A 23,550-nucleotide genomic window follows, 5' to 3' on the forward strand; every position below is an offset into this window, starting at 1 on the left:
AAATCCGCATTTTTTTTGTAATTTAGGTAACCAAATTGGTAACTAAAAGGCAATACAATGAAAACAAAAAAAAATGAAAATAAAGGAAGGGATAGAGTTAGAATAAATCTAAGTATGTCATTAAAAGATGATAATGAGTTAGCAGTCATTTTGATAAATAGAAATCGATATGAATTAAAAGTGAATAATAGGATGACACTATCTGGTCCTAGTCTACTGAAATATCTAATTAATAATGGACTTAAAGAGCTCAATAAAAAATATGGAGAGATAGATTGGATTCTTAAAAAAGAAAGGATTTTAGATGAAAAATAAATATATTTTAAAGTCAATAGTAGTAACTTTAGCTTTATCCTCAAGTTTTGCATATGCAGACTGGTCATATGGCGGTAAATTTTTAGCAACAACAGCTGCTGGTTGTGTTGCTGGACTGGGAGCAGGCTATATGGTTGGAGAGTATGGAGGATATGACTCACAGCCAAAACAAATCGTGACATATATGTCAGGAGTGACAGGATGTTTAACGGGCGCTTTGTTTTCTTACTTTTTTTATGATGACCCCACTCGCGAGCTTTCACAACGCAGTCAACAACTACAATATGTAAATGATCAACTGCAACTACAATTACAAGCAACAGTAAACGGAAATCAGTTACAAAAAATGGGCGGCAGAATTCCGCAAAACGGTTCAAACACAGTAGATATCTCTAGAGCAGAATTAAATAATATTTTAAATAATATGCAAATAGCAAAAATTGATTCTTCTGGATTAGGTGGCTCTAGCAGTATTATAAAAGGCTTAAAAGATTGTGGAACAATTTACCCTTTATGGATGGGCAAGGATGGTTTTGTTAACTCACTATCTAGTGATAAAATACAAGAAGAAAGTCAATGGATTCCCGTATCACAAAACTACGCGTTAAAAGTATGGCAGTTTTATTATTCAAAAGAAGGTTGTTTTGAAGCTGATAAACGCTACGGGTATTTTGAAAATATAATGCCTGGATTATCTGCAAATCTTGAAAAGCAATTAAGATATTCATTAGGTATAAAAAAAGATGGTTCAAATAATAATAGTAACTAATTTACAGTTATAAAAATAGGAGGGTATATGATTAGCGATAAATGTAATAAGTTGAAATTAAATTTATTAGATAGCAAGATACTTTTTATTATCAGCCTAATAATAAATTTATTTTGTCCTTCGTTTGCATTTGCAAATAAAGGCTCCGAGTGGGTTACAGCAACTGTTCAATTAACAGAAGCTATAAAGTCAATGTCTCCACAAGTGTTTACATTAGGATTAGTTTTCTTACTTGCTTCTGGAGGAATATGGCTCTGGTTTCCAAAAGCAAGACATGCAACTGCATGGGTTTGGGGAACATTAGGTCTTATAATTGTTGTATATTTCATTGGTAGTTATTATGGAGAACCTTTAAAAAATACGTTTAGTTCTGTACTTGATCCTATTAAATGGATTTCCCCATCGGGCTAAAAATATTATTAATTTATAAAAAGGCCAATAAAATGAGTAATAAAATTATATCAAGCTTTGAAAAAAATCAACCAAAAACATTTTTGTCTTTTAAGGTTAAGTCTTTTACTTATGCCATTTTTGGAGTGTTTTTAGGTTTTTTCATAGGACGAATTTTGGGAGAAATAATACCTCCATTAGCAATTTTAACACCAATTATTTTAGGTTTATTCTCTTTTGCATTTAGTGAATGGTTCTATGGGGGGAAGTATGCTAATGAAAAAAGAGAAAATATAATTGGTACTTTTTTTAAACAATTTTCCATAAAAAAAGTAAGAATGAGTGAAGAAAAACAAAGTACTCTTTATGCAGAATATAAATCAAAGAAAGATAATAACTCTTTATTTGATATGGAAGGTAATGAAATAATTGGTTTTGAGATATTGAGGGGAGATGATAAAGAATTTGAATTAGTGTTTCAAAGTCTAGTAGAAAATATATTGAAAACATTGCCAGCGCACGATCAGGTTCAGTTTGTGCGTGTAAATAAAGATTTCGAAGATGAAAATTTATTTAAAGGTCGTGAGATATTATTGGAAAAAAGAGTCAAATCGCAAAGATATTTTATCTTCTTTTCAATCTATTATGGTGTTAATCAGCAGTTTAAGCAAGAATGTATTGAACGTCTAGAAGAAATAGGCGTGCAATTAAATCGAAAGGAAATGAGTAATTACTGTCAATTTGTTTTTGCTCCAAATAATCACCCAAAGAACACTGAGGAGCCAATATATCCGCTCACGTATTTCTTTGGAGATAAAGTGGTCCATGCATACAATGGCGATTTAATACATGGAGCCTCGAGTTTAGCCTCAATCCCACGCTATGTATCTCCTGATTTCAAAGAGTTTTACAGGCCAATAGATAAAGTTGATAGCGTTTTATGTATAGGATTTCGTTCAAGAAATAGTGCTATTTCAGTCTTAAAAGATGCTCTTGGGGTATTAAGAAATGAAAAATTAGAAGATAAAAAGTCGAATGTTAAAAAAATAGAGTCCTTTGAACAGCAGATGATTGATAAAGATGAAGGGCGAAATGTTAACTTATGTATGTCACTTAATATTATAGCTTTTGGGCATAAAGAGGATGTAAACAAAGCACTTACTGATTTAGAACGAAGAGCCGAGGAATTTCCTGAGTTTGACTTCAGGCCTATATTTTGTAGGGAAAATGCTTTTATACGAGAAGCGCTATTTTCAGTATTACCAGGTAATCGTTCTTATAATAAAAACAGGAATCAAAATATATACTCAAGTCTAGAAGCATCATATTATATTCCATTTCCAGTTATGAAACATGATATTTCTGATAAACGCGCTTTTAATTTTAGGACTGAAGAAAACACAATTTGGTCATTTCCATATTATAAGCCCATGGCAACCCTTATCGCAGGTCTTCCAGGTAGTGGAAAAAGTTTGATTGCAGGGCGACTGTTTAATCATCACATAGAGATGGGAAGGCAGGGTTATAGAGCATCAGGCTTTATATTAGATTTAGGAGATTCTTTTTTATTTCTTGAAGACGGACTTGCAGATTTTACGTTTAAGCTCAGCTATGACAACAGTATTTTAAAGTACAGACCACTTGAAATTCATCCACTCAATCTCTTTAAGCCATTTGGCGATCGCATTAAATATGCAAAAAAATTCATATGCCAAATTATGGGTTTTGATCCTGATGAACCAAAGTCTCAATCTGCGTCCGATGGTGAAATTATTATTGCTGCATTAAGAGAATTTTATACTAAAAATTTAAATAGGATGTCTGAATTTAAAGAAATATTAGAAGAAAAACTTCCAGAGTTTTTTGAACGTATATCTAATAAAGAGTTAAAAAAAGCGAATTGGGATGAATATAAGGCAAGATTAAACAATTTCTGCAAGGGAGGGCTGAATGGAGAAATATTCGATCCAGAAAAAGTAAAATACACTGAAAAAGATTTAGAAAATATTAGATTCTTATATGCGTGTAAAAATACTCAATCAAAAGAAGATAAAGCTCTTATTTCAGCTTTCGCATCACTTGTCCTTGAATTTGGAAATTTACTAGAAGAAAAATTTAAATCAGGAGGTGAAAACGAGCCCTCGAATTTTTTCTATTGCATAGATGAAATGCAGTGGTGGCGAGATTTTATTCCTCACTCATGGCTTCGTGAAAGAGCAAGTCAAAATAGAAAATTTGGTGCTTCTTTATGGCTTTTAACTCAAGATGCATGTGATTTACTAATTCCAAAAATTGTTCTTGAAGAAGATCGTATGGCGAGTGAGTACAGTTTGCTCGAAGCAATGCAGAGAGTTTTTTTCTTCACGCTACCTCAAAACTTAAAAGTTCTTTCAGTGCTTGCTCGAGAGCCTTTGACCGAAATGGGATCAGCAATTCCTAGGGGAAGAATTGAATCAATGCATAAAATTGCAAAGAATATTCAGTTTTCTATTAAGCAATCTTCTAAAAATATAAAATCTTCAAAGTTTACAAAAGGTACTGATAGGCTTGTGGGTTATTGTGATCAGCATTTAAATATGTTCGCACTTTGTGCAGATTATGAGAAAGAATTTCTTTGGGCTTCAACTACGCATGATGGTGGCCGGTCAATTCGGAAAAAGGCATTAAAATACTCAGAGCTTCCATTTTTTGAAGTTTGCAAAAAGCTCGCAAATTGGGAAGGAAGTATTCCTGAAAATCAGGTTAGTAATAATTTTGAAATTGATATTTTAAAAACAGCATTCCAATTAGACAACATCACAATTTAATAATTTTTAATAAAAATTAGTCGGAGGAAACATGACTGATGTTCATACTGATGTAAAAACAGATGATGAAAAAGATTCTGAAAATTTGCCAAGAAGAAAAATGGCAACCATAGCAATGGGAGCTCTTCTGGGTGCTGCTGCACTCTCAAAAAAGGAAGCAAATGCACTAGCCTCAAGTGATGCTCCAATTCTTGCTAAAATAGACGCAACACTTGTTGCGATGTCTGCAAATGTTGCAACAGTTGCCAGTGCAGTAAAAAAAGAACTTGAAAACTTTACTGAGTTTATGAAGCCATTTACTGAGACATATAACAATGTAAAAAAAGTAAGTGATTCCTGGAACGAATTAATGGGTCAAATGAATAAAGTAATGGAAGCCACAGAGAAAAGTAGGGATTTTCTTCAATCATTAATTGATAAAGATTCGAATATATTTTATGTTCAAGCTAAGCAACTTTCATCATATGTAACAAATTTAATTGCTGGGAATTCTGATTGGGCAAAAGTGCGACTGCGGAAATTTGATTGGTATTCGCAAGCTCTTGTGAGGGCAATTGAAGATATTGCAGCCCATTATAACGATATGTACAATGCTTGGGAAAGAGCTTCTCATGGTCCAAATTCTCCGCAGGATAAAATTTTTGTTGCAGGAGCAAATCAACAGCTTAAAGCATTTTATAATGAAGTGAGAGCCTACGCATTTTCGAAGCAATTTGATGATATACAAGAACAAGTGCGCAATGATAAAAAAGCGGGAAAAATTCCAAAAGATAAAAGTGAATCAGAAATAGTTTCTGAACTCAGTAAACAGATGCTAATACAGCTACAGATTGCGCAATATTCAGCAACTGTTGATATTTTAAATTCAGTTAATACCCTTGTGTTATCAAAAAATCCAGGTGCATTCAAAATACCTAAAGGCATGAAAATTCCAAAACCTGAAGATTTTAAAAATGCTTTTGACGCTGCAACAAAAGGAGAGAGTTTCCCAGGAAATTATTTTAGGGATAGGTCATAAAAGAAGGGTATTTTATGTCACTCGATGTTTCTGGAATTGCCCCATTAATGAAAATGGGGACAATGATGACGGGTTTAGGAATAGTTTGTTTTCTCTCATATAATTTCTGCACAGGTACTTATCGAAAAGAAAATTTAATAAATATAATAAAATATCTATTTGCATTTGGTGCAGGTTATTTCATTTTAAAATCATTTATTGATTCAAATCACGTTATTTCATTTACAAGTACAAAAATTGTTAAATATGCAAATGTAACTGTTGTTGGTGTTTGGGCTTTTAGCTTTGATACAATTGCAAGTGCTGCACAAAATATATCAACATTTATTTCAGTTCAATCGGCAGGTGCAGCTACGGCTAGTATAGCGATTATATTTGCTGGAATTGCATTGCATTCTAGGCTTGCAATGAATGCTTGGAGAGGTACAGCGGAGGTATTTGAATCATTTATTTTTGGAACAATTGCTTTTCTTTGTTTAGCTTATTTTGATGTCATTTATGAATGTATGAGTCTTTTTTTAGATGCGATGGTTAGTTCCCTCTTTGATTATAACATTTACGAGAGATACTCGATATCACTAAATCCAATATTAGATGCAAATAGAAATTTAGTAAAAAATATTTCTTCATTTAATATACTTGGCAGTTTTAGCAACATGATTTCAATGGCTTTAGGAGGGATTACACTTATGCTTTTATTTGTTATGGACCTCGTTAATTTATTGCTTTATATGATGCAATATTTTGGTTTACTCCTATTACCTACATTCACAATTATGATGAGTTTTTTTTCAGGAATAGATCCGACAAAGCCATTAAAATTATGTGGTGCATTTGCATGTATGTCTTTGCTAGCAAAGACTCAAATAATTGTTATGAATCTTCTCTTTTCTTCATTTTCGTCGACAGAAGCGGGTGCAGTTGGTGAGGCGGTATCTCAATTGGATCTAGGAATTGCACTTGCTGGCGATAATTTAACGCTTATATTTAAAGTTACAATTTCAATTATATGCTCTCTTGTAATGATTTTCTTAGTATCAACAAAAGTTTTGGTTGCAGTATTTAACATTGTTGCAACAAGCCAAATGGCTCCCATGATAGGTCAAACTCGTGCTCTTATAAATAATATAAGGAGATAAAATGAGTGAGAATAAAAGTAATAAATTTATATTAAATCTAGGATATTATTCTGTAATTATACAGAGATATTTTTGGGTAGTCGGTGTCCCGTATATAATAATTTCACCATTTATCTGGGGTAATTATTATAAACCACCACCACCTTTACCAGCTCAATTAATGCCTGTTCTAGTGGTGGATTCAGTTGGAAATGCTAAAAAAATAATATGTGACACAAAAGATGAAGTAGAATTATTGCCGCTCGCAAAAAAGCAAGTCGTACAATTTGCTTCAGCAATGCTTTCTTGGCCACAGGAAAAATCTGAAGCATCAGCAAGAATAGCAAGATTTGCAAAATACTTTTCACAGGATAGAGCTTCGCAAGCACAAGGATTTTTTAATCAACAGTCAGCTAAAATTCTATCTGAGTCAGTTCATTCACAAGCAAGCTTTACAATAACCGGAATGAGTGCTGATTTTGATCAAAGTTCAAATGAATTTGTTGTTGTTTTTGATGGAATTCAAACTGTTTTAAAAAACGAAATTAAAACGTCAGATAAGATAAGCGTTGACATTGTATTAAAATTATCCAGCGAAAATAGAAAAAAATACGAGGAAGTTGTTCTTGAAATAAAAAGTGTAAATATGAGGGTAAAAAAGAATGATAGTATTTAAATTATTAAAACATTTTTTTTATATTATTTTAATTGTTAAGTTTGCAAATATTTATGCAAGCGACATTGAAGGATTTTATATCCCACAGGGGAAATTTGACAGTGCTATGCCAACTGTAACAATGAGATTAGATAAAATACATCCTCCAGTTATTCGTGTTGCACCTTCAAGGCCAACTGTTGTCGTGTTTCCTATTCAAGTTTCAAGGTGTTTTAGTGATAATAAAGCTTTAAAAGTTGAAAAAGCTGATCCAATTAAACCTAGTTCATTTCAAGCAGGTCAAGAAAGTGAAAATTTTTCAGCAATCATTTTAAAAGTAAATGGCACAGCAATTACAGAAAAATTTCTAGATCAAACACAGATTTCATGTTTATTAATCGATTCAAGCCTTTACCCAATTGGAATTGAATTTACTGATGTAAATGCTTATAGCATTGTAAAACTTCTCGAAGAAACATCTTCAATTAGATCTCCAAATATTGATATGGATGGCTATGCCGCTATACGAATAGGTCAAAATAATCATAATAATTTTAAGCAAAGAAAAAAAGAGGAGAGAGTAATTCCCGAACAAATAAAGGAAAAGAAGTCATTAGATTTAAATAAAAAAAGAAATTTAGAAAAGGTTCCAAGATATGAGAAAAATGAAAAGGCTCTTCTGGTAGATAAAAGTTTTATAAATCAAAGACAAAAAAATATTGAATTATCTATAGAAGATGAAATATCAAAAAAACTTGAACAAAAGGGTTACTCAAAAATTGAAAATCGACAACTGAATAAGATTAATGAATTTACAATTGCAGAAAGATTAGAAGAAAAGGGTTTTTTCAAAATTCAAGGGGACTAAGATGCAATCGAAAAATCGAAATAAAATTATTGGTTCTATTTTTCTAGGAGTTTTTGGGCTTGGTTCATTTGCTGCAATTTTTTCATCATCCCCGAATGGGGATGAAATAAGAGAAAAAGTGAATGAAGAGGCAAAGAAAGCTTCACTCTCTGAAAGGCTTCGAGCAAACGAATTAAAACCAATCGAGTTAGGACATGCAAAAGTTTCTGATAAAGAAACACAGAATTTTGAAAATAAAAATCGCACGGATAAAATGGTTGAAAATGTTGAGAATAAAAATAAAGAGTTGTCATATACTAAGAATATGACAACATCTCCTTGGGATGCAGCACTAACAGGAAAAAAGCTTATCAGCGATTCTGAATCAGAAAATCGTTCTGAAGGAAATGAAAATAATGAATCAACAACAAAAGAAAAAGACGCTCAACAGTTTGTTCAGATTGTAAATAATAAAGGGTTAGTAAAAGATGCTGTGATAAAGCAAATTGAGGTTACAGAAAAGTTTGATTCAACGAGTCAAGTAAATACAGAGAACCACAAGGTCCAAAAAGAGCAAGAAAAACCTAAGCCAATACTCACAAAATTTGAGCGTCTTGCAAAAATGAGTGATCAGAGCATTTCAATAATTGCTGGGCGTGAGAGGGTGGCTGGTAGAGGACAGATGTTTAAAGCTGGGACGAGAGTTTTTGCCATTTTACCTGATAAACTCACAATATCGAGTGATGAAAATATAGATACAAGCTTAATTGCATTTGGTTCAACGGAACAAAAATTTCCTAATAATGTAACATTCGTAGGGAAAGCGAAGCTTAATAAACCAAGCAGAAGAGTAGAAATTATAATTGATAAATGTGTGAATACACGTGATGATTCTCCTCCAATCCCATGTAAGGCAATTGTTAAAGACATCTTAGGTGACAATGGATTATCTGGAAAAATATATGATCCTTCAAATTGGCAACTATTAATAACGACAGCGACTACATTTCTCTCTACATATGTTCTTTCAAGCCTAACAACAACAGTGACACAAACAGGGGTGACAGTTGATCAAACGGTTGCAAATCAAGTTCGGCAAGCTTTAGGTGGCTCTATTAATGCAGTAGGCAACAGATTAATTGATAGCATTAATAGAGGTGGAACAGAAATTACAATAGCTTCAGGAGCAATTGTTCAGATATTTTTTACAGATACGACAGATACTTGGAATATAGATTAAATACTATAAATATAAAGGAATTATTATGTATTTAATCATATTAATTACATTTATTTCTTCTATTTCATTTTGTAACGAATATGCACGTGCAAAAGAAAATTATAAGCATGGTGCTGACTTTAAACCAAGTCTTATATATCCAGTAAAATATTATAAAATAATAGATAAATTTGGCTGGGAAAAATTTAATTCGAGCAATTTTAAGAGCTCAATTACGTTTGAAAAAGGTAATAAAAAGGTCTTTTCGGCAGCAAATGGAAAGGTTATTATTTCGGGATTTATTGGTAGTGAGGGGGTTATAATTATTAAATCGGAGGATTATTATACTGTTTATAAAGGGATTCAAGATTTCTTTGTTGGAAAAAATAAGTACGTAATTGCTGGTCAATTGATAGGAGGTATGCATGAACGTTCAAAATTAAGATTTGAAGTCAGGGATGATTTTGGAAATTCTTATGACCCTGAAAATTATTTCTTATCAAAGAAAGCGGTAAAAATAAAAGTAAAAGGAGAGTTATATAGAACATTTTTTGCATTTATGAATATGCATGGTTTTACAGAGAAACAAATTCCAATTATGTACTGTATAGCAAACTTAGAGTCATCATTTAATCCGAAAGCGATAAATTATAATCGAAATAAAACATTTGATACTGGACTTTTTCAAATTAATGACATTTGGCTAAAGAAATGCAATGTGACACGAAAAGAATTGTTTGATGTAAGAAAAAATGCAGCTTGCGCAAGAATTGTGCTTCTTAAGCAAGGTTTTAACGCATGGGTTACATATAAGAAATTTTATCCACATCGATGCTCATAATTAATTTGGGGTCTAAAATGAATAGAGTTAATTTTTTTGACAGAGTTGCAAATCAAATTCTTGAAGAATTGTCAGTGAATGATTCTTCTTCGTTTGAAGAAAATGTTGATAAGTTCTTGAATGATATTGAGTTTCAAAATTTCATTTTGAGAAAAAATTTTCTTCAGCCCCTTCCTAGTGTTGTAACCGCAAGTGTTTTATCCACAATAATTATAAATTGTAATAAATATAAAGTATAATAAAAATCTATTTATTTAAATAAAAACATTAAAATAAGGATAATAAAATATGAATAATGTTGAAAAATTATCTGTGAAAAAACAATTTTTTTTATCTGTAAAATCATTTATAGATAAAATGGATCGATTTACAAATAATTTTGAGTCTTATTTTCTTGAAATCATTGAAAGAATTATCTATATAATTATTGCTTTATTTATTTCTTCTGTTTTTTATATTTATGTTCACTGTTTACTAAACGATAAAATTCTAAATAACAAACAATTAGAAGTTTTACTAAAAGAGACACCAACGGTGATAGTATTTTTAATAATATGTTTAATGATAGTTAAATTTTTTAAATCATAATATTTAAAATAATAGATTTATTACTTTACATACTTAAAATTTAATAGGGAATCACTTATGAAAAGTTCTAACTATGGATTAGATATTTGCTATTCTTATGGTGCAAAAATTCTTAAAGAGATGAAGGTTTATATCATTTTGTCTTTTTTAGGTGCTTTACTGTTCACTCTTCTTACAATTCAATTAAAGTTTCAAGGGGGAATAAGCTGGTATTTTGATCTCGCGTATAAAAAATTTACATATTATATAAAGTCAGAAGTTTTTTCTATTTTTGCTAATGATAGTGATAAAATTTCTCATTTAATTATTGATAAATTTTGGAAAGCTCACAGTTCAGATACAAATCTTTTTATCTTTACATTTATATTTGGGTTTATGGCTTCGTTAGGACTAGCAATATATTTTACAAAAAAAATTGGCATTAAATTTAAGGATGGTGTTTCTGAAAGAAAAGATGAATTGCATTATGTCGAACCAGATGAACTTATAAAAGAGATTAAAAGAGATGTGAAAGATCTTGCAAACAATATTGAATATACTAAAAATGACCTCGTTATTTCAAAGTCTAAAATAAGAATTCCAGATAAAATCGCGAGTTTGCACTTTGGAATGTGTGGTGCTCCTGCAACAGGCAAAACCAATGCAATGGATGAGCAACTCGTACAAGAAAGGAAATTTAAAAATAAAGTTTTAATTCTTGATCCACGGGGTGAGTTCTTTGCAAAGCATGGCAAAGAAGGCGATCATATTTTGTCACTCTATGATAGACGTGCTAGAAAATGGAATTTTTGGTGTGAAAATCTACCACCTAAATTTCTGGCAAATGCATTAATTGAAATGAAAGAAGGAGGCGCAAGTAATAAATTCTTCGATAAAACAGGTCGCGAGGTTATGGCGGCTGCTCTTCGCATTGCTAAATCACAAGAAGAATTGTGGCAAATTGTAAATTATTCTGAAGAAGATTTATATAATTTGCTTTTAGATAATAAAGAACTCTCAAAACAATATCTCGGAAAAAAAGCAAGTGGACAAAGTGCTGGTGTTATTGCTAGCGCATTTATGAATCTAAACTTCATTAAATATTTGAATCATCATGTAATGGAAATGGAAAGATTAACGGGTGATATTGAAGAAGAGTTTTCATTAACGAAATGGGTCGCCAATGATGATGATACATCATGGATTTTTATCATAGATGAAAATCGAAATTTGGAAGATGCAAAGCCTCTGCACAGATTATGGTTTGATATCGTGACGAGCTCGAGTTTTGATCGAGATACGAGCAAGAAAAATTTAAGGCAAATTAGCCTCTACTGTGATGAAATTTCAACTGTAGGTAATCTTCCTACCCTCCCATTGGTTTTCGATAAAGGAAGGCGCTTTAAAACGAAAATGGTAATAGGCTTCCAGTCTTTCCCTCAGCTTGAAATTATTTACGGTCGAGAAATAGCGCAAAGCATTTATCAAGGGTTACAAAACATTATTGTTTTTGCATGTAATAGTAGAAAAGAAGCTGAAATTTATACGGATCGTATGGGAAGGTCTGAGGTTGTTGAGCTTGATACATCGATGTCTGTAGGAGGAAGGCACAGCACAAACCTCTCACAAAGAACGCGGCAGGTAGATTCTGTAACTCCTTCACAAATTCAAGCGCTGAAAGATAACCAAGCATTTCTAAAATTGGCACGTTTTAACCCTACTAAAGTTGAATTTGAGTATGTAGGACTTGAAACTGTAAATAAAGGGTCTCTCTCTGAAGTTGCAGAAAGTTCGTGGCTCGATACTTTTGAATTGATTCCTTATGAATCTAAAGAAATGATTGCAAATAAAGAAAAAGAATTACTAGAAAAATCTGCAAATCCAGAAAATAGTGCTCAAAAAGAAATGCTTCAAGAGTTTTCAAAAAGCTTAAAATATCTAGTTGATAGTGCGGTGAAAGTTTATTTAAATAAGCCGATTGATAAAGAAAGTTTAAATTTAATAGCTGTCGAAATTATGGAGAAATATGGTTCATCAAAATCAACGAAGCTAAAAATAAATGAAATTTTCTATGGCTTATTTATTAATGATAAAACGAAACTAATACATGTAATCTGTGATTCGTTAGAGTTTACAATAAATTTTCCAACTATTGATGTACAAAAATTTAGTGCAAAATCAAAGAATGATTTTCCAAAAAGTAAGTCAGATCAAGACGAGGTGAGTTCACGAAAGGGAGATACATCGAGTTCATCAGGTGTTGGAATTAAAATACCAAATACATTCAATATTGATAAGAGCGAGGAAACAAACATAAATAAAGAGGAAACAAAAGAACCTGAAGTCAAGTTTAAATCTATTCCAATCCATTTTAGATCTCCTCTGCAAGATAAGTCAGATTCAAATTCCAAAGAAAAAATCTCTGAAAATGAAATGAGCATTCAATAAACTGTGCAGATGATATATTCAGCACAGGCATTTTATTTGGAATCAAAATTTAAAATTAAGAATAAATAAATCAAAATAAGGATTTTTAATTATGCTTTCAATTGAAAATGTTTCACTTAGTATGGGCAGAAGCTACTATAAAAAAGATAACTATTATACCAACGAAAAATCGGCTGAATTTTCGCAATGGTATGGAAAATCAGCAGTTGAATTAGGGTTAGAAGGTAAAGTCGATTTTAAGCAATTCGATAACTTACTATTTGGCTATTCAGCTGACGGAAAAAAAGCATTAGCAACCAATGCCATTGATCCTAAAAAATATGAGGAACCCTCTTTAACAAAAAAAGATAAGGGGATTCTTGAGTTTAGTCTTATTAAAATAGCTGAAAAATATGAGCTTGAGCGTGAAGCTCAGGAAAAATTACTTAAAATAACAAATCATTATACAAGATTTCCGACAAAACTAAAGAAAAAAGATTTTAATGAGTGCATGAATTCCTTCAAAAATGTTCTTAAATCTTCAAATTTAAAAGGGATAAAAAGAGAGGAGTTTTTAGAGCTAAGTTCACAGCTACTAGAGAGAGTGACGAGACCTGTAGAAAGAAGAGGAGGTTACGATCTCACATTTAATGCCCCAAAATCAGTTTCAATTGTAGCGCTCGTACACAAAGATAAGGAAGTGCTACAAGCTCATCGGGATGCTGTTTTAAAAGTTTTAGATGTTATTGAAAATGATTATGCTAAAACTCGCGTTGGCGATAATGTTAAAAGAGAAATTGAAAATGCAAAAAAACTTATTATAGCAACATTTGAACATGATATGAGTAGAGAAATTGATCCACATCTTCATACACATTGCGTGATTTTTAATTTAATTAACCGCGGTGATGGAGAGTGGCGAGCGCTTCATGCGGATGACTATCGTAATTATTCCAAATATCTTGGTATGATTTATCAAAATGAACTCGCGTATAAAGTACAAAATATTGGCTATGAGATTGAAGTAAATACTAACGGAACGTTTGAAATAAAAGGGATTCCAAATGATTTGAAGCAGCACTTCTCTAAGCGTAGAAATCAGATGGTAAATGAGCTAGGAGTAACTGATCAAAAATCAGCAAGGGAGCTCGTTAAATTTGAACGTGCTAAAAAGAATGAAAAGATTGACCATGCAGCAGAAGCTAAAAGGTGGGCATTTGAAGAATCTATTTTTGAATACAATCGAAATTTAAAAGGGAAAACTATAGATAAAGATTTGATATATACTGAAGAGTATAGAAAAGAAAAATTAAATGAATCAGTCACTGACGCATTTAGCCAAACAAGTGATAGACAAGTTCTTTTTAGTATTGAAAATGCAAAAATGACGCATATTCAGAACAACTACGGTAAATATCAATATGACGAGTTAATGAGCCCTCTCAATAATCGGATTGAGAAAGATTTGATTGCTGTTCAAGTTTTAAATGGAGTGAAATACTTAACAAAAGAATCCTTAGAAATTGAAGAAAATACTGCTAAAATATTACAGAAAGAAGGCTTTTATGAAAGTATATCAGAGAAGAAAAAGATAAATGAGTTATTTGAAGATAAAAATAAATTTAATCTAGACAGTAAAAATTCAATTATTGAGAGTGTAAAAAATATTTTAGAACATCAATCTCACAATAAAAAAGATGAAATTTTAAAATTATTAGAAAGTAGTATTAGAGAAGATAAAAGACTCTCATCTGAAGAAATACATGAGTTGATAGAAGAAATAACAGATATAAATAACCTATCAAATTTAAAGAAGAGTGAGAGAAATGTTGTATTAACTGAAATTATTGTCAATGTAACTAAGGCTTCAGGTTTTAATAAAGGGCAAAGAAATGCAATTGAAGAAACCTTGTTATCAAATGATAGAAGTTTAATTTGGGAGGGTGTTGCTGGCGCTGGTAAGACTTATGCTTTGAAAACAGTTATTGATGAAGCTATAAAATTTGGATATGAAGTTCGCGGTTTTGCTCAAAATGGGGATGCTGCCTCAATTTTATCAAATGAAACAGGTGTTCAAGCTCAGACAATTGATAGTCTTGTGCTTTCAAAATTAAATAACGAAGGCACACAACAAAATAATAAAAAACTTTGGATAATAGATGAGTCAGGATTAATCAATGCAAAATTAGGATATGAGCTCGTTAAAAGAGCTGACGCAGAAAATGCGAGAATGATTATTGTCGGGGGAATTTCGCAGCTTTCTGCTCCATCTGCTGGGCATTTTTTAAAGTTTGTGAGTCGATATACAAACATTAAAACAGTTAGATTAGACGAATCAGTTAGACAAAAGAATAGAGATCTTGCTCAAGGAGTGAAGTATTTAAACGCATTTGATCTGCAAAAACTTGACTCTGCTTATTATAAAAACACGGCAAAAGAATTAGCACAAAAGGCTGTATTTCATTTTAAAAGCTCAATTGAAGAGTTTAAAACAGAGGAAGGCAGAATTCATAATGCTGTAAAATATTTTCTTTCATTAAGTGAAAGCGAAATGAACAAGTCGCTGATAGTCGCTAAAACACACAATTCTATCAATGAAATAACAAAAGGAATTCGAGAAGGACTTAAGCAAAGAGGATACTTAAAAAATGAAATTGAAGCTAAGTCCTACGTTCCTGTTTCTGTAAGCAAAAAGCAATTAAAATATGCTTTAAATTATGAAATAGGCAACGTTGTTGTGACTGAAAATCCTAATACAGTTTTAAAAGCAAATGAAAGTTATCTCATTAAAGATAGGGACACAATAAATAACACCATTTCACTTGAGGACAAAAACGGCAATAGTTTTGTAGTTAAACCAGAGCAGGTAAAAGATATTTTTCAATTTAGGGCACAAAATATATCAATTGCTGAAAATGATTGGATGAGTTGGAGAAAAAATAGCAAAGAACGGGGACGTTTAAATAAACAAATGTTTAAGATTACAGAAATAAATGAGGAATCAAGAACTGCAAAAATAAAATACGAAAGGGGAACAGAAGACACAATCTACTTAGACAGCTTAAATTTTATGTCGCATTCATGGGCCGTGACATTTAATGCAAGCCAAGGAGCGACAAAGAAAAATACGATTGGCTTAGTCGAAAGTTATTGTGGTCATGAAGAAGTATATACCGTATTTACACGTTCAACTCACACATTAAAAATATTTGCAGAGTCTAAAGAAGCTATTGAAAAATCATTATTAAAAAGTAAATCCAATATGACAGCAACAGAAATAATAAAGGAGCAAAAAGAGAAGAAATACATACAAAATAGCAAGAAAATGGATTTTTATGATAAATATCAAAGAAACCTTGTTCTTGCTAAAGATGATAAAAATATGATTTTTTCTATTGCAGCACCAAGTGATTTATCCGCTTTGTATTTTACATCCAGTAAAGATATTAGGGAAAAAATTATAGGTATTCATGAAGGTGCTTTAAAGGAAACAATAGATAAATTTACAACATTTTTGAGAATGGAAGGACAGTTCAACTTTCAGATGCAGACCAAGGATACTATTTTTCAAGAGCATAATAATTTGTCTGAAATTCAATATATTCATACAGATTTAGAGCTTAAAAATATTTCTTTGAAAGATAAAACGGAAGTAAGTATAAATCAATTTGTATTTATTGAAAATCAAAAAATATTAAAAAATATGTATGAATTGATTCTGTCTGAAAAATTAGAGAAGGAGCTTAAGCTAAATCTTACAAATGATTCAGGGATTTTGAGAATTAAAGAGAGAAACGATCATGTGCATGCCTCTTTCTCTGAGCATTTTGAAAGAAATATTTTGAAAATAAAATCTGATAAGTTCTTATCCCCTATGGAATTAAAGAAGTATTTAGAAACAGCGCCGAATTCAATTGGGGAGAAGGAAGAAATTTTAAAGTTTTCTCATATTGTTACAGATGTTCCTAATAGCATTGATAAAGAAGTAAAAACTAAAATTTCAGATAATGAAATTATACAAAATGCTCTTTTTAAGAGTTCACATGATTTGCAGATATTCGATGAGACTACTCTCTATCAATCCATTCTTGAAGAGGCCAAAGGGAACGTAGAATTATCGAAAATTGATTCACTCATGGGGAAGTTATTAATTCATGAAGACCTAAAATTTCTCACATACGATCGTTTTGGCAAGATGCTTTTTTGCTATAAAAAATTAGATAATGAAGAGGCAAATATACTGAAACATTCAGTTTTAAGAAAGAATGAAAATGAAAGTGTCTTAAGCTTTGAAAGAGTGAAAAGGAGAATTGAGAACAAAAATTTGAATGAAATCCAAGCAGCAGCACTTGTGCATTTTACATGCGATCAAGGAGGGGTAAAGTTCTTATCAGATATTTCATATGACGATCTTAATGTAGTTTTAAATCACACACGCGATCTGTATGAGAATAGTGGATATAAAGTGATTCACAGTTATGCGGGTCATATAAATGGATTTAAATTAAATGAAAGAAATGAGCTTCATGTTAGAAAATTAGTAGAAAGTATTGAAGAAAAGAGGACTCATCTTACAAAAGATACTGTCATAGTCTTAAAGGATCTCGGTAAAAATATTTCTAGTACATCCTCAAAATTGTTTGAACTTGCGGAAAAATCTGGTTCAAAAGTGATTTGTATAGCAAACGATAATGATTTTATCGATAAAGATGCAAAACGATTCTTAAAGGATTTAAAGCGGACTTCAGGTGTAAATTTAAAGGCAAGATTTAAAGGATATTTAAAGCAAAAATCTGTTTATGAAAAGTATGAAATCAAGCTTAATGCTGAAAGTGAAATGAGTAATAAAACGGATATTAAAATTGTTCATGAGAATGAAGTATCGAATGAGCAAACAGATAATTCTTTAGTTATATCTACACCTACGGTTGAGAATGCAATCCCAAATGAATTCTATTTTGAAAATGAAGAAGGCATTTCAAGTAATTTTGAAATGCCTCCACTTGATTTATTAGACAATTTGTCATTTGAAGATAGGAATTTAGAAAATGAAAATAACATAAATAATACAGATATTGAACGAGAAAAACTTTTTGATGTGATGGAAAAGGTACAAAAATTTTACATTGAAAATCTATTTTCTGAAAAAGGGAAGGAGGCTTTACAGTATCTTATTGATAGAGGGTTTACGATTGAGGAGATTAAAGAATACAAATTTGGTCTTTCAAATACATATGGTCTAGAGCAGTTTGCAAAGAAGAATGGTATTTCTAAAGAAGATTTATTAAAACTTTCACTGTTATCGCTAAATCAAAACAAATCAACATATGATTTTTACCGCAATAGAATTATGATTCCGATAAATAATGGTGATGGTAAATGTGTAGGATTTGGTGGACGTATTTATAGAAAAATTGAAATTGAAAAGGGGATTTCTAAATACGTAAACCCAAGAAATACAGAAATATTTGATAAATCAGCAACTCTATTTGGTCTAGATAAAGCTAAAGATTCTATTAAAGAAACTGGCGAGGCTATAATCGTAGAGGGTTACCTTGACCAAATTGCGCTGCATAAAGCTGGAATTAAAAATGTAGTTGCAGTTCTTGGAACCGCTTTAACTAAAGAGCATATCAATGAATTAAAAAACTATACGAGTGAAGTGACGCTGTTATTTGATGGAGATAAAGCAGGAATTGCAGCAGCTAAAAGGAGTTATTTCTTAGCTGAAGGGAATGGTATTGATTTGTCATATACAAGCATTTCTACAAAAGATCCAGATGAGTACCTAAGAACTAATAGTCCAGAAGATTTAAAAATTGAACTTAAAGAAAACAAGGTGCCTTTGGATCATTTTGTCTCTTTTAGTTATGCCGAGGAAGAACATGATTTTGTAAATGTAAAGAACTGGAAAGCTGAAGTTTTGCCAAAAATTATGCTTATTAAAGACTCTGTTAAAAGAAATATGGCATTGAAAACAGCTTCTCAAGCTTTAAATGTCAATATCTCTCAACTTGTAGGAGTAAATCAATTAAAATATATCCCTGATTATTATTTGAGTGATAGTGATAAGGATTTGAAAAAAGGGGAAAAATATTTAAATAATAATAAGAAAATATTTGATAATAGCAAGACTTCAAAAGCAAGAGTTGAAGATATTATCTTAAATTCTGAGTTGAGGGATGCTGTATTATTTGAAATGAAAGCTAGATTTAATAGAGATAATTTCACAGAGGAAGAAATTAATGAGTTCATTTCAAACAACAAGGATATTGTAGAGTCATTATCAATCATTGTTAAATATAATATTGAATTTGCAAGAAATTATCTTAACAAAGATGAGACAAATATTTTGAGTAATATTGATTTATATAAAGACTTTAAAATGCAATTTAATGATAAAAGTCCACAAGAGGTAAATTCTTATTTTTTAAGAAAATCCGAAGAATTAGCAAATCAAAGTGGAATGGTTAATAGTCATTTTAGTATTTTTGAAAGATTAAGAGAAGAATTAGGAAATGTTTTAAAGGAAAACTATACTGAAATATTTTCTATGAATAATGCTCAGCGTGAATTTGAAATGTACAAATTCGTTAATGATAAAATATCAAGCATTTCAGAAATACATAAAGATAAATCTTTAGACTTTAAGAAAGAGGAAATTGATAAAGATATTAATATAAACAATTTTGAAGAATATTTGACTAAAAATAGACTCGAAAAGGCGTTTGAATATGAAGAAATGAAAAAGTTAAGTTTAAACTCACAGATTAATAATTTAGAAAAAAGTGATATTGAAGTGTTTAAAATATTTGATAAAATAAAAAATATTTCTTATTATCTGAAAGAGAAATCTATAGAAGAAACGGCAGAGTTTATTTCTAATATTAAAATTGATAAAAATTTATCTACTCAAGATAATATTAAAAATATTGAAGATAGATATAATGATGCGTCGAAGTTTATTGATAATAATAAAGGAGAGGTGATTAAACTGCTAAATAGTAAATTATCTAAATATCAATCTGAAGCTGATTCGAAGAAAAATCAAGAGATGGAAAGGGGGCAGATTAAAATTAATGAACATTTGAATCTTAGAATAAGCAATAAAGAATTTGAAAAGTCAGTTAAAGATATCATATATAATAGAGTTGGCGATAAGGAAAAAGTAGATGAAATCTTTAAAGATGTGAGAAAAATATTGATGAAAGAGTCAAAGTTTGTAATGCGAGGAAGTGAGAACGAATTTGAATCTTATTTTTCGATAGTAGGTAAAAATGACTCTAAATTTGTTGAAAAAATCGTAGATGACCTTAATATTACAAGCAAGAAAAATATACATTATAATTCAATTATAAATGAAGAAAAAACCGATAAAATAATTTTAAAAACCGAAAATGTTGTAGTCCAGAAATTACCTAGCAATGAAAATATTCAAAAAGGTGCACATAATCAGGTTAATGCTATTGATATTTTATGTAAAAAAATTGGGCTAGATAGTGCAATCGGTTCAGGTAATACAGATAATAAAAATTTTAATCATAAAATTTTATCTGATGATTATCAATTTAACAAGTCATTTTCAGAAGATATTTCAAAAACAGTATTTCATGAATCAATAAGTATTTCTTCATTTGTTAGAACGGATTATGAAAAAATGAAAGGAAATAGTAAAGAAATTAAAAGAGAAAGACAACAAAATATTTCTATTGATCTTTGAGGAGATTTACATGAAGCCAACCCTTGAGCAAGAAGAAATTGTTAATTTCATAAAGAAACAGACAGGTAATCTAAAAATATCGGCTTTTGCTGGAACTGGAAAAACAAGCACATTAAAACTCATAGCATATGATAATCCAGAGAAAAGTTTTCTGTATCTCGCTTATAATAAAGATATTCAATTAGCGGCAGTTAAATCTTTCCCTAAAAACGTTTTATGTACCACGTATCATGCATTAGCAAGGAGGGCAATGCAGATAGATAATTCAAGATTTAAGGACAAATTGAATATAAAAGTAAGGCAATCTGAAATTATTAATTTATTAGGGCTTAAAAATCTTAAAAAGTATAACCCTTACTTAATTATCTCTCTCTTAAAAAAAACTGTTTCCCGTTTCAAGACATCAAGCGATAAAAGCATAAATATGAATCATATCGATTTAGAGGGAATTTCCGATTTAACATTAATTCCTTCAGAACAAGAGGAACTCTGCAAATTTATTCTAGATAAGTCATTAAAGCTTTGGTTTTTTGAGGTTGATATAAACTCAGATGTTCCTATCGATCATGATACATATGTTAAAATGTGGCAATTATCTGGAGCAATTATAGATGTTGATTTTATTCTTTTTGATGAAGCGCAGGATGCAAATCCTGTTGTACTTGACATTGTTCAATCGCAAAATTGCAGAAAAATATTCGTAGGTGATGTTCATCAAAAAATTTACGCCTGGCGTGGAGCCGTAAATGCGATGAATGAGATAGATGCCGACGAACTTTACTTAACCCAAAGTTTTCGTTTTGGAACAAAAGTAGCCGATATTGCAAATAAAGTTTTATCTATGAAAGGAGAAAAAAGAAGATTGTATGGTTTTGAACAAATCGAATCAAAAATCGATAATATTGATGAGTCAAAACCATTTACCTGTGTATGCAGGACCAATGCAGAAGTTTTTTTGCAAGCAATATATTACGCCAGTCGAGGTAAAAAAATATCAATATGTGGGGGTGTGGGTGACTTTTTAATTCGTTGCAGGTCCGCATATTATTTATATACAGGTAAAAATAATCTTATTTTATATAATGAATATAAAAAATTTTATTCCTGGGATGATTTTGTAGAAAAAGCCCGTTTTGATGCGGAGTCAAATTCAATTTGTAAGATTATTAAAAAATATGGTCATGGTATTCTTCATTATCTTGAAAAATTTGAATCATCTCTCTCTAAAGGGAATGAGTTCGATGTATTACTTTGTACAGCTCATAAAAGTAAAGGTCTTGAATGGGATCAAGTTTTAATAGGTGAGGATTTTAATTTTAAAGAAGATGATGAATTAAATTTAATTTATGTTGCGTGTACAAGAGCAAAAAATATTCTAAAATTATCTGAAAAGTTTATAAAAAATATAAGTGTATAATAAAATACAAAAATGGAGGTTATTTATGTCTAAATCAATAGATGAAATGATTAAAGATCTAATTAAAAAAAATTATAGATTTGAACCTGGATATTATGATGTCCTAGCTGCCAAGGAATTATTAATGAAAAATGATTCTTATAGTGAGGATGGATTTATTAAATTAACTGATAATGACTATTATGAATTTGCTGGTATAATTTGTCGTCGCTCTGACTATATTATAAGTAAAAGTGAAAAAAGTTCTTTTTACAGTGCTTTATATGCTCATATAATTGAAAAAAGATTGGATATTAACGAGAAAGAGTTTGAACAAATAGTTTTTATTTTCAATTCATTTAGGTTTATTAGAGCTAAAGATATTAGTTTATTTTTAAACGAAGAAACGTATAGTATCGATTTAATATCAGAAATTTTTGCATTATCTGATAAAAATAGAGCTATTCTAAAAGATGAAGCTTGTAAAGTTTTGGAAGTTGTCTCTGTGGATTCCAGTAAGTCGCGCTTATCTGTCTTGCAATACGCTAAAATTTTATCGAAGTTAGATTATTTATCTGATGCAAAAATTAGATTTAATTTGTTAAAACCATTAACTATGTAAATTCTGCGTTTTTAATTTATAAATATGAAATTATTATTAATTAAGTTAAATAATATGGAGTAAATTTATGTATTTCTTTATTTTTTTAATTATTTTTGGGTTTGTAATTATATATTATATCAATTATAAGAAAACAAATAGAAGTAAAGAGACGATTGAATCTGATAATAAAGAAACTAATGATATCTCTACTATTGAGAGGGAAAGTGAAGTTATAACTTCAAAGCCTTCATTAAGTCCGCAAATTGAGACAAAAGTAAATAAAGTAAAACAAGATTTTAATCCTTATAAGCACGCTAGCGTTATTTCGAAAGCGGAGGCAGAACTGCAAAGGTTTAGGAAAATGTATTTTGATGACCGCAAAAAGGCATCGTTTATTATGTTTGAGCTTAAAAAGTTAAATGGACTCGTGTTTGAAGAGATGGTTTTGACTTGTTTAAAGGAAGCAGGTTTTAGAATATGGCGAAGTCCTAGTCACACGGGGGATGGGGGAATAGATGGCATGGTCTTTATAAACGAAACAAAAATATTGCTCCAATCAAAATGCTGGAGCAGATATATAGATAATCAAGATGTATTAGATTTTTCTAATGCAGTGATTAAACGAAAGGCTCAGTTTGGGTATTTCGTTCATACAGGTAAAACTGGCAAAATGAGCTATAAAAATATTGGAAAAAATACTCATTTCATATCAGGAGCTAAGCTTTTGCATCTGATACTTCAGCCAAGTACTTCTGAGTTCGAAGGAAAGAGTTTTTTGATACCAGAATTGAAAATGCTATTGAATACTGCTCCAGTTACTCTCTAATCTTTTTAAAGAACATTCTAACGTCAAAAAT

At 30.7% G+C, this 23,550-nt stretch carries 17 protein-coding genes; all 17 read left to right on the forward strand.

The features are described from left to right. Positions 1 to 57: 57 nt before the first annotated feature. The 17 genes from EZS29_RS15505 to EZS29_RS15585 all read left to right on the forward strand — a co-directional run bounded on the left by EZS29_RS15505 (position 58) and on the right by EZS29_RS15585 (position 23,519). A complete protein-coding gene (locus tag EZS29_RS15505) occupies positions 58 to 315 on the forward strand; it encodes a hypothetical protein (RefSeq protein ID WP_130613242.1) in 258 nt (85 codons plus the stop codon). After that, positions 305 to 1,084 carry a hypothetical protein gene (locus EZS29_RS15510; RefSeq protein WP_130613245.1) on the forward strand — a complete coding sequence of 260 codons (780 nt, stop codon included), beginning with the start codon at positions 305 to 307 and terminating at the stop codon, positions 1,082 to 1,084. Before EZS29_RS15505 ends, EZS29_RS15510 begins: the two co-directional genes overlap by 11 nt. A gap of 27 nt (positions 1,085 to 1,111) precedes the next feature. After that, the gene (locus EZS29_RS15515; RefSeq protein WP_130613248.1) at positions 1,112 to 1,495 is read left to right on the forward strand and encodes a hypothetical protein; all 384 of its coding nucleotides are present in this window, start codon (positions 1,112 to 1,114) and stop codon (positions 1,493 to 1,495) included. Between the two features lie 32 nt (positions 1,496 to 1,527). Beyond that, positions 1,528 to 4,281: a hypothetical protein gene (locus tag EZS29_RS15520; RefSeq protein ID WP_130613251.1), complete on the forward strand. Its 2,754-nt coding sequence runs from the start codon at positions 1,528 to 1,530 to the stop codon at positions 4,279 to 4,281. A gap of 31 nt (positions 4,282 to 4,312) precedes the next feature. After that, positions 4,313 to 5,299: a hypothetical protein gene (locus tag EZS29_RS15525; protein ID WP_130613254.1), complete on the forward strand. Its 987-nt coding sequence runs from the start codon at positions 4,313 to 4,315 to the stop codon at positions 5,297 to 5,299. A 14-nt stretch (positions 5,300 to 5,313) separates the two neighbouring features. Further along, positions 5,314 to 6,438: a hypothetical protein gene (locus EZS29_RS15530; protein ID WP_130613257.1), complete on the forward strand. Its 1,125-nt coding sequence runs from the start codon at positions 5,314 to 5,316 to the stop codon at positions 6,436 to 6,438. A gap of 1 nt (position 6,439) precedes the next feature. Next, positions 6,440 to 7,093: a hypothetical protein gene (locus EZS29_RS15535; RefSeq protein WP_130613259.1), complete on the forward strand. Its 654-nt coding sequence runs from the start codon at positions 6,440 to 6,442 to the stop codon at positions 7,091 to 7,093. Beyond that, positions 7,080 to 7,940 carry a hypothetical protein gene (locus EZS29_RS15540; RefSeq protein WP_130613262.1) on the forward strand — a complete coding sequence of 287 codons (861 nt, stop codon included), beginning with the start codon at positions 7,080 to 7,082 and terminating at the stop codon, positions 7,938 to 7,940. The genes EZS29_RS15535 and EZS29_RS15540 overlap by 14 nt, the downstream gene beginning before the upstream one ends. A gap of 1 nt (position 7,941) precedes the next feature. Then, on the forward strand, positions 7,942 to 9,159 hold the full coding sequence (locus tag EZS29_RS15545) for a hypothetical protein (protein ID WP_130613265.1): 1,218 nt from the start codon (positions 7,942 to 7,944) through the stop codon (positions 9,157 to 9,159). Positions 9,160 to 9,184: 25 nt separating this feature from the next. Next, on the forward strand, positions 9,185 to 9,979 hold the full coding sequence (locus tag EZS29_RS15550; RefSeq protein WP_130613268.1) for a M23 family metallopeptidase: 795 nt from the start codon (positions 9,185 to 9,187) through the stop codon (positions 9,977 to 9,979). Between the two features lie 17 nt (positions 9,980 to 9,996). Continuing rightward, positions 9,997 to 10,218: a hypothetical protein gene (locus tag EZS29_RS15555; protein WP_130613270.1), complete on the forward strand. Its 222-nt coding sequence runs from the start codon at positions 9,997 to 9,999 to the stop codon at positions 10,216 to 10,218. 49 nt (positions 10,219 to 10,267) lie between these two features. After that, on the forward strand, positions 10,268 to 10,567 hold the full coding sequence (locus tag EZS29_RS15560) for a hypothetical protein (protein ID WP_130613273.1): 300 nt from the start codon (positions 10,268 to 10,270) through the stop codon (positions 10,565 to 10,567). Between the two features lie 57 nt (positions 10,568 to 10,624). Then, positions 10,625 to 12,994, forward strand: coding sequence for a type IV secretion system DNA-binding domain-containing protein (locus tag EZS29_RS15565; RefSeq protein ID WP_130613276.1), 2,370 nt, complete (start codon positions 10,625 to 10,627; stop codon positions 12,992 to 12,994). 91 nt (positions 12,995 to 13,085) lie between these two features. Further along, the gene (mobF, locus tag EZS29_RS15570) at positions 13,086 to 20,693 is read left to right on the forward strand and encodes a MobF family relaxase (protein WP_130613279.1); all 7,608 of its coding nucleotides are present in this window, start codon (positions 13,086 to 13,088) and stop codon (positions 20,691 to 20,693) included. 10 nt (positions 20,694 to 20,703) lie between these two features. After that, the gene (locus EZS29_RS15575) at positions 20,704 to 22,110 is read left to right on the forward strand and encodes a UvrD-helicase domain-containing protein (RefSeq protein ID WP_130613282.1); all 1,407 of its coding nucleotides are present in this window, start codon (positions 20,704 to 20,706) and stop codon (positions 22,108 to 22,110) included. 25 nt (positions 22,111 to 22,135) lie between these two features. Then, positions 22,136 to 22,711, forward strand: coding sequence for a hypothetical protein (locus EZS29_RS15580; protein ID WP_130613285.1), 576 nt, complete (start codon positions 22,136 to 22,138; stop codon positions 22,709 to 22,711). 67 nt (positions 22,712 to 22,778) lie between these two features. Next, positions 22,779 to 23,519, forward strand: coding sequence for a restriction endonuclease (locus EZS29_RS15585; RefSeq protein WP_130613289.1), 741 nt, complete (start codon positions 22,779 to 22,781; stop codon positions 23,517 to 23,519). The last annotated feature ends 31 nt before the right edge of the window (positions 23,520 to 23,550 follow it).

It is taken from the genome of Fluviispira sanaruensis (assembly GCF_004295685.1).
Taxonomy (GTDB): Bacteria; Bdellovibrionota_B; Oligoflexia; order Silvanigrellales; family Silvanigrellaceae; genus Silvanigrella; species Silvanigrella sanaruensis.

What these genes read in the sequence shown, in the direction of transcription:
- EZS29_RS15505 (WP_130613242.1), top strand. Translation starts at nt 58, where the DNA reads ATGAAAACAAAAAAAAATGAAAATAAAGGAAGGGATAGAGTTAGAATA.
- EZS29_RS15510 (WP_130613245.1), top strand. Translation starts at nt 305, where the DNA reads ATGAAAAATAAATATATTTTAAAGTCAATAGTAGTAACTTTAGCTTTA.
- EZS29_RS15515 (WP_130613248.1), top strand. Translation starts at nt 1,112, where the DNA reads ATGATTAGCGATAAATGTAATAAGTTGAAATTAAATTTATTAGATAGC.
- EZS29_RS15520 (WP_130613251.1), top strand. Translation starts at nt 1,528, where the DNA reads ATGAGTAATAAAATTATATCAAGCTTTGAAAAAAATCAACCAAAAACA.
- EZS29_RS15525 (WP_130613254.1), top strand. Translation starts at nt 4,313, where the DNA reads ATGACTGATGTTCATACTGATGTAAAAACAGATGATGAAAAAGATTCT.
- EZS29_RS15530 (WP_130613257.1), top strand. Translation starts at nt 5,314, where the DNA reads ATGTCACTCGATGTTTCTGGAATTGCCCCATTAATGAAAATGGGGACA.
- EZS29_RS15535 (WP_130613259.1), top strand. Translation starts at nt 6,440, where the DNA reads ATGAGTGAGAATAAAAGTAATAAATTTATATTAAATCTAGGATATTAT.
- EZS29_RS15540 (WP_130613262.1), top strand. Translation starts at nt 7,080, where the DNA reads ATGATAGTATTTAAATTATTAAAACATTTTTTTTATATTATTTTAATT.
- EZS29_RS15545 (WP_130613265.1), top strand. Translation starts at nt 7,942, where the DNA reads ATGCAATCGAAAAATCGAAATAAAATTATTGGTTCTATTTTTCTAGGA.
- EZS29_RS15550 (WP_130613268.1), top strand. Translation starts at nt 9,185, where the DNA reads ATGTATTTAATCATATTAATTACATTTATTTCTTCTATTTCATTTTGT.
- EZS29_RS15555 (WP_130613270.1), top strand. Translation starts at nt 9,997, where the DNA reads ATGAATAGAGTTAATTTTTTTGACAGAGTTGCAAATCAAATTCTTGAA.
- EZS29_RS15560 (WP_130613273.1), top strand. Translation starts at nt 10,268, where the DNA reads ATGAATAATGTTGAAAAATTATCTGTGAAAAAACAATTTTTTTTATCT.
- EZS29_RS15565 (WP_130613276.1), top strand. Translation starts at nt 10,625, where the DNA reads ATGAAAAGTTCTAACTATGGATTAGATATTTGCTATTCTTATGGTGCA.
- mobF (WP_130613279.1), top strand. Translation starts at nt 13,086, where the DNA reads ATGCTTTCAATTGAAAATGTTTCACTTAGTATGGGCAGAAGCTACTAT.
- EZS29_RS15575 (WP_130613282.1), top strand. Translation starts at nt 20,704, where the DNA reads ATGAAGCCAACCCTTGAGCAAGAAGAAATTGTTAATTTCATAAAGAAA.
- EZS29_RS15580 (WP_130613285.1), top strand. Translation starts at nt 22,136, where the DNA reads ATGTCTAAATCAATAGATGAAATGATTAAAGATCTAATTAAAAAAAAT.
- EZS29_RS15585 (WP_130613289.1), top strand. Translation starts at nt 22,779, where the DNA reads ATGTATTTCTTTATTTTTTTAATTATTTTTGGGTTTGTAATTATATAT.